The organism is Sphingobium sp. TomMM15, from assembly GCF_055397045.1.
Genome location: NZ_AP027314.1, coordinates 2591800 through 2601033, shown reverse-complemented (window position 1 = coordinate 2601033; position 9234 = coordinate 2591800). Strand labels below are relative to the sequence as shown.

At 63.2% G+C, this 9234-nt stretch carries 10 protein-coding genes; 6 read left to right on the top strand and 4 right to left on the bottom strand.

Going from position 1 to position 9234, the window contains the following annotated elements:
* Nucleotides 1-435 precede the first annotated feature (435 nt).
* Together rpsT and mutM are read right to left on the bottom strand one after the other, a co-directional pair.
* Nucleotides 436-699, bottom strand: a complete 264-nt coding sequence (rpsT, locus tag ACZ51H_RS12925; RefSeq protein ID WP_449470969.1) for a 30S ribosomal protein S20 — start codon at nucleotides 697-699, stop codon at nucleotides 436-438.
* A gap of 117 nt (nucleotides 700-816) precedes the next feature.
* Entirely contained in the window at nucleotides 817-1629 is an 813-nt protein-coding gene (gene mutM / locus ACZ51H_RS12920; RefSeq protein WP_464771763.1) for a bifunctional DNA-formamidopyrimidine glycosylase/DNA-(apurinic or apyrimidinic site) lyase, read from the bottom strand.
* Nucleotides 1630-1749: 120 nt separating this feature from the next.
* Between mutM and ACZ51H_RS12915 the strand changes: the two genes are divergently transcribed.
* From ACZ51H_RS12915 to ACZ51H_RS12890, 6 genes are all read left to right on the top strand, one after another.
* Nucleotides 1750-2481 carry a class I SAM-dependent methyltransferase gene (locus ACZ51H_RS12915; RefSeq protein WP_449470966.1) on the top strand — a complete coding sequence of 244 codons (732 nt, stop codon included), beginning with the start codon at nucleotides 1750-1752 and terminating at the stop codon, nucleotides 2479-2481.
* 179 nt (nucleotides 2482-2660) lie between these two features.
* Nucleotides 2661-4202 carry a 2-polyprenylphenol 6-hydroxylase gene (gene ubiB / locus ACZ51H_RS12910; protein ID WP_464771762.1) on the top strand — a complete coding sequence of 514 codons (1542 nt, stop codon included), beginning with the start codon at nucleotides 2661-2663 and terminating at the stop codon, nucleotides 4200-4202.
* The gene (coaBC, locus tag ACZ51H_RS12905) at nucleotides 4199-5446 is read left to right on the top strand and encodes a bifunctional phosphopantothenoylcysteine decarboxylase/phosphopantothenate--cysteine ligase CoaBC (protein WP_464802062.1); all 1248 of its coding nucleotides are present in this window, start codon (nucleotides 4199-4201) and stop codon (nucleotides 5444-5446) included. The genes ubiB and coaBC overlap by 4 nt, the downstream gene beginning before the upstream one ends.
* Nucleotides 5421-5885: a dUTP diphosphatase gene (dut, locus tag ACZ51H_RS12900; protein WP_464802061.1), complete on the top strand. Its 465-nt coding sequence runs from the start codon at nucleotides 5421-5423 to the stop codon at nucleotides 5883-5885. Before coaBC ends, dut begins: the two co-directional genes overlap by 26 nt.
* The gene (locus tag ACZ51H_RS12895) at nucleotides 5882-6649 is read left to right on the top strand and encodes a HesA/MoeB/ThiF family protein (protein ID WP_464802060.1); all 768 of its coding nucleotides are present in this window, start codon (nucleotides 5882-5884) and stop codon (nucleotides 6647-6649) included. Before dut ends, ACZ51H_RS12895 begins: the two co-directional genes overlap by 4 nt.
* Entirely contained in the window at nucleotides 6637-7002 is a 366-nt protein-coding gene (locus tag ACZ51H_RS12890; RefSeq protein ID WP_464802059.1) for a DsrE family protein, read from the top strand. Before ACZ51H_RS12895 ends, ACZ51H_RS12890 begins: the two co-directional genes overlap by 13 nt.
* Here ACZ51H_RS12890 and ACZ51H_RS12885 read toward each other — a convergent pair whose 3' ends face one another.
* Complete coding sequence (locus ACZ51H_RS12885; RefSeq protein ID WP_464802058.1) at nucleotides 7003-8022, bottom strand: M48 family metallopeptidase; 1020 nt, start codon at nucleotides 8020-8022, stop codon at nucleotides 7003-7005. It abuts the gene before it with no gap.
* A gap of 59 nt (nucleotides 8023-8081) precedes the next feature.
* Nucleotides 8082-9167 carry a YjgN family protein gene (locus tag ACZ51H_RS12880; RefSeq protein WP_464802057.1) on the bottom strand — a complete coding sequence of 362 codons (1086 nt, stop codon included), beginning with the start codon at nucleotides 9165-9167 and terminating at the stop codon, nucleotides 8082-8084.
* Between the last annotated feature and the right edge of the window lie 67 nt (nucleotides 9168-9234).

Below are 9234 nucleotides of genomic sequence, written 5' to 3'. Positions count from 1 at the left end.
AAACAGTCGACCCCCATCAACTGTGCCCCTGCCGGGCAGGGACCATCAGACGCAAAAATCCGTTTGGAAAAGCGGGAGCTTCCCCAACAAGTCTGCGCAAAAACAACCTAATGACGATCACCGGAATCGATTCGAGTGGTGATCAGAGAGATGAAAATAGACAGGCAATCTTCGCCTGATCAAGGGCAAGGCCCTTCAAAAATATGAAATAAAGACGTTGACGCGGAAAACCGGGGAAAATGGCGAAATGAACAGAATATCACGCAAATACAGATACTTAGCAAATATACACCTCTGTGCCCTTTTGCTCGAATCGTGAGGGAATCGCGAGAAACTGCGGATGTCCGTTACGGCCGCGTGACGGAATCATGAAAAAAACCCGCCCCAGAGCGGGACGGGTTTTTCGATTTTTACGTGACGATCGAGTGAAGCGGCTCAGGCGAGCGCGCTAACCCGCTTCGTGAGACGCCCGAACTTGCGAGCGGCGGTGTTCTTGTGCAGCACGCCGCGTGCGACGCCACGAGCCAGTTCAGGCTGGACGGACTGAAGCGCCGTGGCCGCAGCCGACTTGTCGCCAGCAGCGAGAGCGGATTCGACCTTCTTCACCAGGGTACGAATCCGGCTGATGCGGGCGCCGTTGATTTCGGCGCGGCGTGCGTTGCGGCGGATGCGCTTCTTGGCTTGCGGCGTATTGGCCATTTAAAGTCCTCGGTCTCGTCAAATCTCGTGAATAGGGTCAGCCGGAATCGCCAGCCGTCCCTGTGAAGGTGCGCCCCTTACAGGGGATAAGCCAAAGCGTCAACGGGAAGGCGCGTGCTATTTCTGGCATTTCGGGCAGTAGAAAGTCGATCGCCCGCCGTCCACACGTCGCCGGATCACGCCGCCACAGGCGCAGCTTTCGCCTTCCCGGCCATAGACTCGCCACTGTTTGGAGAAATAGCCCAGCTCCCCATCGGGCCGGGCATAATCGCGCAAGGTGGACCCTCCGGCCGCAATCGCGGCTGTCAGCACTTCCCGAATCGCGTCGGCCAGCAGCCCGAGCCGCGCCCGACTGATGCGCCCCGCCTCGCGCGTTGGGGAGATGCCCGCCATGTTGAGCGCTTCGCAGACATAGATGTTGCCGAGCCCTGCCACGATTCGCTGATCGAGCAGCGCCGCCTTGATCGATGTCGCCTTCCCTTTCAGCACCTGCGCGAGATAGTTCGCCGAAAAATCAGGTCCAAGTGGCTCCGGCCCCATGCGGGTGAAGGGACCGTAGGCGTGAGAGCCGTCGGTGCGCACGAGGTCGATCGAGCCGAAGCGGCGTGGATCGTTAAGGGAAAGCAGATGTCCGTTTCCGGTCTCGATCAGAAGATGGTCATGTGTCCCGATCTCGGCAGGATCGATTCGCCAACGCCCCGACATGCCAAGATGAAAGATCAGCGTGTCGCCGCGATTGGTTTCGATGAGCCCATATTTAGCGCGGCGAGACAGCGATGTGACGGTCGCGCCAGTCAGTCGCTGCCGCAGATCGACCGGTATGGGGAAGCGGAGATCCGCGCGGCGTGCTTCGACACGGGTCAGAACCGCGCCCTCCAGCACCGACCGGAGGCCAGCGACCGTGGTTTCGACTTCGGGCAGTTCAGGCATTCAAATCTCTCTTGGATAGCGATCGGATCGTCAGGCCGAATTATGCCGACAAGTCACTGAACATTTTCGCCGATCTGGGGTGTTTCCACCGGACATGCAAATGCTCTAGGAGGCTGGCCCATGAACGACACTGCTTCTTTCGGCTATCGCGACGTGGATGCCTCTGAAAAACAGGGGATGGTGCGCGCGGTCTTTTCCAATGTTGCGTCCAAATATGACCTGATGAACGACGCCATGTCCGTGGGCGCGCACCGGCTATGGAAGGACCAGTTTGTCGGGCGGGTGAAGCCGCGCAAGGATGAAGCGATCCTGGATATGGCGGGCGGCACTGGCGACATCGCCTTTCGCATGGCCAAGCATGGCGCGCACGTCACCGTGTCCGACATCAATCCGGAAATGCTGGCCGTGGGCGTCGAGCGCGCAAAGAAGAAGGGCCTCGAAGGGCTGATCTGGTCGGAGCAGAATGCGGAAGAACTGACGTTCAAGGACCGCAGCTTCGACGCCTATACGATCGCCTTTGGCATCCGCAATGTGACGCATATCGACAAGGCGCTGCGGGAAGCGCACCGCGTGCTGAAATTTGGCGGGCGCTTCTTCTGCCTGGAATTTTCGACGACGACATGGCCGGGCTTTGCCGATGTGTATGATGTCTATTCGCATCGGCTGGTGCCCAAGCTCGGCAAGCTGCTCGCCGATGATGAGGACAGCTATCGGTATCTGATCGAATCGATCCGGCGCTTTCCGCCTATGCCTGAATTTGAGCGGATGATCCGGGAGGCTGGTTTCGTGCAGACGAAGGTCGAGCCGATTCTTGGTGGGTTGGTGGCGATCCATTCGGGGTGGAAGATTTGATGGTGGGGCGACTCACAATGGGGCCGCTCCCTTTCAAGGGAGGGTTCGAAGCAGTCACGTGCCTGCTTCGAAGGGTGGGTGCGCCGCGTGAGCGGCGCTGCTCTGACCTCGCGACGGCAGTCGCTCGCTCCGCTCGCCCCCACCCCAACCCCTCCCCTGAAGGGGAGGGGCTTAGGTAGATGCCATCCCACATCACGCATATTTGGCGGCTGCTGAAATGGGGCCGGACGCTGGCGCGACATGGGGCGCTGCGGGGGATTGAGCGCGATCCGTTGACGCCTACGCCCGTGAGGCGGCTGGTGCGATTGGCGCGGGTGGGGGCACGGGTGCCCAAGCAACCGCGCTATGCCGATGCCTTTCAGGCGATCGGGCCTGCGGCGATCAAGCTGGGGCAGACGCTAGCAACACGCCCCGATCTGGTTGGGGATGAGGCGGCGAACGACCTTTTGCGGTTGCAGGACGCACTGCCGCCCGTGCCTTTCGCCACCATTCGCGCGCAGATCGAACAGAGTTTCGGACGTCCGCTGGAGAGCATCTATACCAGCTTCGATGAAGCACCGGTGGGTGCTGCGTCGATCGCGCAGGTGCATCGCGCCATTACCACGGACGGCCGCGATGTCGCGGTGAAAGTGATCCGGCCGGGCGTCACGGACCAGTTCAACCGCGACATCCAGACCTATGAATGGGCCGCTGCCCATGTGGAAATGTTGGGTGGCGAGGTCGCGCGATTGCGGCCGCGCCTGGTCATCGCCAACATGAAGCGCTGGACCGCGCGCGAGCTGGATTTGCGCCGGGAAGCCGCTTCGGCGTCCGAACTCGCCGAGGCGATGGAGGCGATGCCGGGCTATCGCGTGCCCATGATCGATTGGGATCGCACGACAGGCAAGGTCATGACGATGGAGTGGATCGACGGGATCAAGATTTCCGATCGAGACGCCCTGATCGCGGCGGGTCATGATGTGAAGGAACTGGGCGCGCGGTTGGTCAACGCCTTCCTGCGGCAGGCGATCGCCGAGGGTTTCTTCCACGCTGACATGCATCAGGGGAACCTGTTCGTCACCGCCAATGGCGATATCGTGGCGATCGATTTCGGCATCATGGGGCGGATCGACCGGCGGGCGCGCATGTGGCTGGCGGAGATTCTCTACGGGCTGATCACCGGCAACTATAAGCGGGTCGCCGAAATCCATTTCGAGGCGCAATATGTGCCCGGCCACCATAATGTCGAGGAATTCGCGACCGCCCTGCGCGCCGTGGGCGAACCGATGCGGGGCAAGCCGGTGCGCGAGCTTTCGGTCGGTGGCATGCTGGACGGGCTGTTCGCCATCACCCGCGACTTCGACATGCAGACCCAGCCCCATTTGCTGCTGCTCCAGAAGACCATGGTGATGGTGGAGGGTGTGGCGACCGCGCTCGATCCCGACATCAACCTGTGGGAGACGAGCGGCCCCTATGTGAAGGAATGGCTGCGCGCGGAACTGGGGCCAGAAGCCAAGGCGGCGGATGCGCTGATCGAGAATTGGCGGACGCTTCAGCGGCTGCCCGGCCTTGTGCGCCGGATCGAGGAGGCTTTCCCGGAGAAGGGAGGAGCGCCGCCGCCGCCGCCGCTGACCGAGGTGAGGCTGATCCGCATCGGCGGGGGGTGGCGCTATGCCGCGGTGGCCGGTGTTGCCGCGGTGACTGGAGCGGTCGTTACGGCCCTGCTACATCTGCAACTATGACTCAGCGCCGCATCCTCCTGATCGTCGCCGGTGGCATCGCGGCCTATAAGTCGCTGGAACTGGTGCGGCTGCTGAAGAAGCGCGGCATCGCTGTGCGCGCGGTGCTGACCGACAGCGCGACCAACTTCGTGACGCCCCTGTCGCTTGGCGTTCTGACCGAGGACCATGTCTATGGCGACATGTTCGACCTGAAAGAAGAGCGGGAGATCGGGCATATCCAGCTGAGCCGACAGGCTGATCTGGTCGTGGTCGCGCCTGCGACGGCGAATATTCTCGCCAAGATGGCCAATGGCATCGCCGATGATCTGGCGACGACGCTGCTGCTGGCGACGGACAAGCCGGTGCTGGCGGTGCCCGCGATGAACGTGCGCATGTGGCATCATGCAGCGACGCAGCGGAACTTGGCGCGCCTGCATGCCGATGGCGTGCATCTGATGGAGCCGGATAGCGGCGAGATGGCTTGCGGCGAGTTCGGCAAGGGGCGTTTGCCTGAACCCGAAGCGATCGTGGAAGAGATTGAGCGGTTGCTTGAGCATCCGGCTGCGAAAGATCCGCTTGCCGGTCAGCCGGATTTTGAGGGCGCGGAACTGCCGCTTAAAGGGCGGCATATTCTGGTTACCGCTGGACCGACGCATGAGCCGATCGATCCGGTGCGCTACATCGCTAACCGCTCTTCGGGAAAGCAGGGCTTTGCCATTGCGGCGGCTGCGGCGCGGGCCGGTGCGCGGGTGACGCTGGTCGCCGGGCCGGTGCATCTGGCGACGCCTGCGGGCGTGGATCGGGTCGATGTGGAAACCGCGCGGGAGATGCTGGCGGCGGTCGAGGGCGCGCTGCCCGCCGATGTGGCGATCATGGTGGCGGCGGTTGCTGACTGGCGAACGGCGGATGCTTGCGAACAGAAGCTGAAGAAGGATGGATCAGGCAAGCCTGCGCCGCTGGCGCTGGTGGAGAATCCTGACATTCTGGGCACCTTGGGCAAACATGCGGGGCGCCCTGCCCTGCTGATCGGCTTTGCTGCCGAGACCGAGAAGGTTGCCGAACATGCTGAGGCAAAGCTGGCGCGCAAGGGTGCGGACTGGATCATCGCCAATGATGTGTCAGGCGACGTGATGGGCGGCGACAGCAACAGCGTGCATATCGTCACAGCGAACGGCATCGAAAGTTGGGAGCATTTGCCCAAGGATGCCGTCGCCACCCGAATCATCGAAAAGGTTGCCAATGTCCTCCCCTCTCTCTCCGATTGAAATCCGTCTGAAGCGCCTGCCCCATGGTGAGGGGCTGCCGGTACCTGCCTATGCGACCGAGCATGCAGCGGGCATGGACGTGGTGGCCGCCGAGGATGTGATCATCGTGCCGGGCGGGCGGCATGCCGTGGCGACCGGCTTCGCGATGGCGATTCCAGATGGCTATGAGGTGCAGGTGCGGCCAAGGTCGGGACTGGCGCTGAAGCATGGGATCAGCCTGCCCAATACGCCGGGCACGATCGACGCGGATTATCGCGGGGAATTGAAGGTCATCCTCATCAACCTGGGCGCTGAACCTTTCGTCATTTCACGCGGTGACCGCATCGCGCAGCTGGTGGCGGCGCCGGTTCAGATGGCGCGCTTTGCGGAGGTTGAGGAACTGGACGAGACGGTCAGGGGTTCGGGTGGTTTCGGATCGACGGGAGTGAGTTCCTCATGACCCTTTCCGACGAGCAGTTGGAACGCTACGCCCGCCATATCGTCCTCAAGGAGATTGGCGGCGCGGGTCAGGCACGGCTGCTCTCGGCCGATGTCGCGGTGATCGGCGCGGGCGGGATCGGCAGCCCGGCGATCCTCTATATCGCGGCGGCGGGCGTGGGCACGATTCGGGTCATCGACGATGATCATGTCGCGCTTTCCAATTTGCAGCGGCAGGTGCTGTTCGGGACCGGCGACATCGGTGTCGCAAAGGCTGAAGGCGCGATGGCGGCGGTGGCGCGGCTTAATCCCGATGTGAAGCTGATCCCCATCAATTCGCGGATCGATGCGGACAATGCCGCGCTCATGCTGCGGGACGCGGATGTCGTTTTGGACGGGTGCGACAGCTTCGCGACGCGGCTGGCGGTGGCGGACTGCGCGCAGCGGTTGCGTATTCCGCTCGTCTCTGCGGCGGTCGGGCCGTTCGAGGGACAGCTCGCTACCTATCGCGGCTGGGAAGCCGATCAGCCCTGCTATCGCTGCTTTGTCGGCGATCCGCAGGACGCGCCGGAGCGGAACTGCGCCGAGACGGGCGTGATTGGCGCTCTTACCGGCGTGATGGGAAGCCTGGCCGCGCTGGAAGTCATCCGCGCGCTGGTCCCCTTCGGCGCGGACATGGCGGGCAAGCTGATGCTCGCCGACCTGCTCTCCATGCGGTTCCGTACGTTGAGCGTGGCCAAGGACCCCGGCTGCAAGGCGTGCGCCGCCGAACTATGCGCGAACTGAGAATTGTCGTCGCCACGGCTGACGCGGAGCGGCTACGCGGCGCACTGGTGCTGGCGAGCGCGCAGGCGGCGTTGGGCGGAGCGGCCAGCATCTTCCTGCAACTGGATGCCGTGGCGCTGCTGCGGCAAACCGCTCAGGCGCCAGAAGATGCCGCGCATCTGGCGGCGGGCCTGCCTTCCCTTCGCCAATTGATCGCCGAGGCGCTGGCGCTGGATGTCGGCATCCTGGCCTGCCAGAGCGGCATGGCGCTGCATGATGTCGCCGCCAGTGAATTGCCGGAAGGCATTTCCATCAGCGGCCCCATCGCCTTTCTGCAGCAAACCAAGGATCAGGCGCGGCTGCTCTTCGCCTGATCAGAAGGGCTTTCCCCAGAATTTCGCAACCTTGGGGTCGGCCGCGCAGGAGGAACGCAGCGCCTGCCATGAAACGCGGTCGAGGGCCGGGCGATAGGCCGAACCCGGCTGGACCGCTTCGGCGAAACGGCGGCGACGACCGGCGGAGAGCGGGTGCGAGGAGAGCCATGTCATGGCCCTTTCTCCCCGATCTGCCTCCTTGCCGCCGAGCTTTTCGAAGAAGGCCGCGGTGGCGGCGGGGGAAATGCTGGCAGCGCGCATCTGATCGATGGCAACGCTGTCGGCTGCCGCTTCAGCCTCCCGCCCATAGCTGAGCGCAAGCACACCGTTGAGGTAGCTGCCTGCACCTCCGCCCGCTCCGCCGAGCACAGCGCTAAGGCCCAGTTGGCGGACAAGGCCGGTCAATGTGTCGCGGTGACGAACATGGCCAAGTTCATGGCCAAGGACGCCCGCGACCTCGTCGGGCGAGCCCGCCTGCTGGATGAGGCCGTCGAACAGGATGATGCGGCCGCCGGGCAGCGTTACCGCATTGACCATCGGGATGTTGGCAAGCGTGATTTCGCGCGCTTCATGATGGGGGTCGATCCTCTCTGCCAACGTCCGCAACGCGGCATCCCCGGCGGGCGTGTGGCAGAAGCGACCGCCGAAATCCCCGACCATGGTATCGCCCATCCGGTTTTCCCAGGATTGCGGGATCAGCGGGGCGATGGCGCCGGGGGCTTCGAGCGCACCCCAGACAACCAGCGCCGCCGCAACCGTGAACAGCCCCGCCATAGGCCAGAAGCCGAAGCGGTCGATCCAGCGGCCATAGCGTTCGCCCTTGGGCAGATGCGCAGACAGACCCGCTGGTGGCTCTCCTGAAAAACCCATGCGCCATCCGGGAATAGCGCTGTGCCCATAGGCAGAACGCCCGCCGTCCGAGCCGATCACGGTCAGGTCGGACCAGATGGCAGGCGCACCGGCCCAGCCGCTTTCCGGTTCCTCCAGCACGAAGCCATCCCCGACCGGGCGGAGGAGCACGCTCCGCCGCGTCGCGGTGACGCCGTCATAATGCCAGAGCCGGAAATCGGGCAGGCCGGTCAGAAGGCACCTACGTCGAGCGCGTCGAGCAGGCCTTCGCCATGGCGGCTGGTCTTCGTCTGCGATTGGGTGAGATCGTCGGTATAGATTTCGCCCGTTGCGTTCATGTGGGTGATGAAGAATTTCCAGTGACGATACTGGAGGAAGATCGACCCGATACCGAGGGTGCAGACGACCAGTGCGATGTCGCCGAAGAACAAGGCAAGCCAATCATCCGTGCTGGCCTCAAAGGAAAATTCCAGGCCAGCGAGGGTCAGGTTACCGATCGTTTCGCGCAGGAAGGCCGCATAATAAGCGAGCGCGATGAGGCCAAGCAAAGCATAAACGCCTACGAAGATGACGATGAACGACAGGATGCGCAGCAGCGGCGGGAAGCTGGATGTCACCCAAACGCCGCCAATGGCCCCTCCGAAAGTGCCCGCCATCGCGACGCCGAGCAGGACGAAAAGCAGCGGAGCGAGATAGAAGAGCAGGAACCTCTTCATGAGCGGCCGGGCGCGACCGACCGCAACGAATGGATGCGAGCCGAAGCTCATCGCGTTCATGCGCCGGTTCCAGAGCGAAACCATCGACCATGGGATGAGCAGGCCCAAGGGTATGTAGGACACCATGGTGCGCCACATATATTGCAGGCCGAAGCCGAAGCCGCTGTCGTCGGCGCCACCTCTGATGCCGTGCCACCAGGTGCGGCTGAGCCGATAGCGCAGCGCGCGGAAGCGGGCGACGCCCGTGAGGTAAAAGATAGTGAAGGCCGCCGCCATGGTGAGCACAGCTGCGAGGCCCGCATGCCCCCGAAGCACCAGCGCCTGCGCGCCGAACTGAAGAAACATGAAGGGCACGCCCATGAGCAGCAGCACCATCAGAAATCCCAGCAACAATTCCTTACCGGTGCCCGTCCATTCGAGCCGATCGTCGATGAAGCGCGTGTTCGACCAGAGGTAGCGCCGCGTCCGCGTGGTGGCCCAGAAACGATAGATGCCCAGTGTGACGATCGTCAGCAGCAGGTTGATAAAAGCGATGGGCGCATATTCACGCCAGCTTCCTTCAAAGGCGAAGCTCTCGCCGTAAAAGCGTTCCTGGTCCATGATCCCCCCTGTAGTCCCCGGCAGCAAAAGACTATGCGCCGGGCGACTGGTCAAGAGGGACCATGTT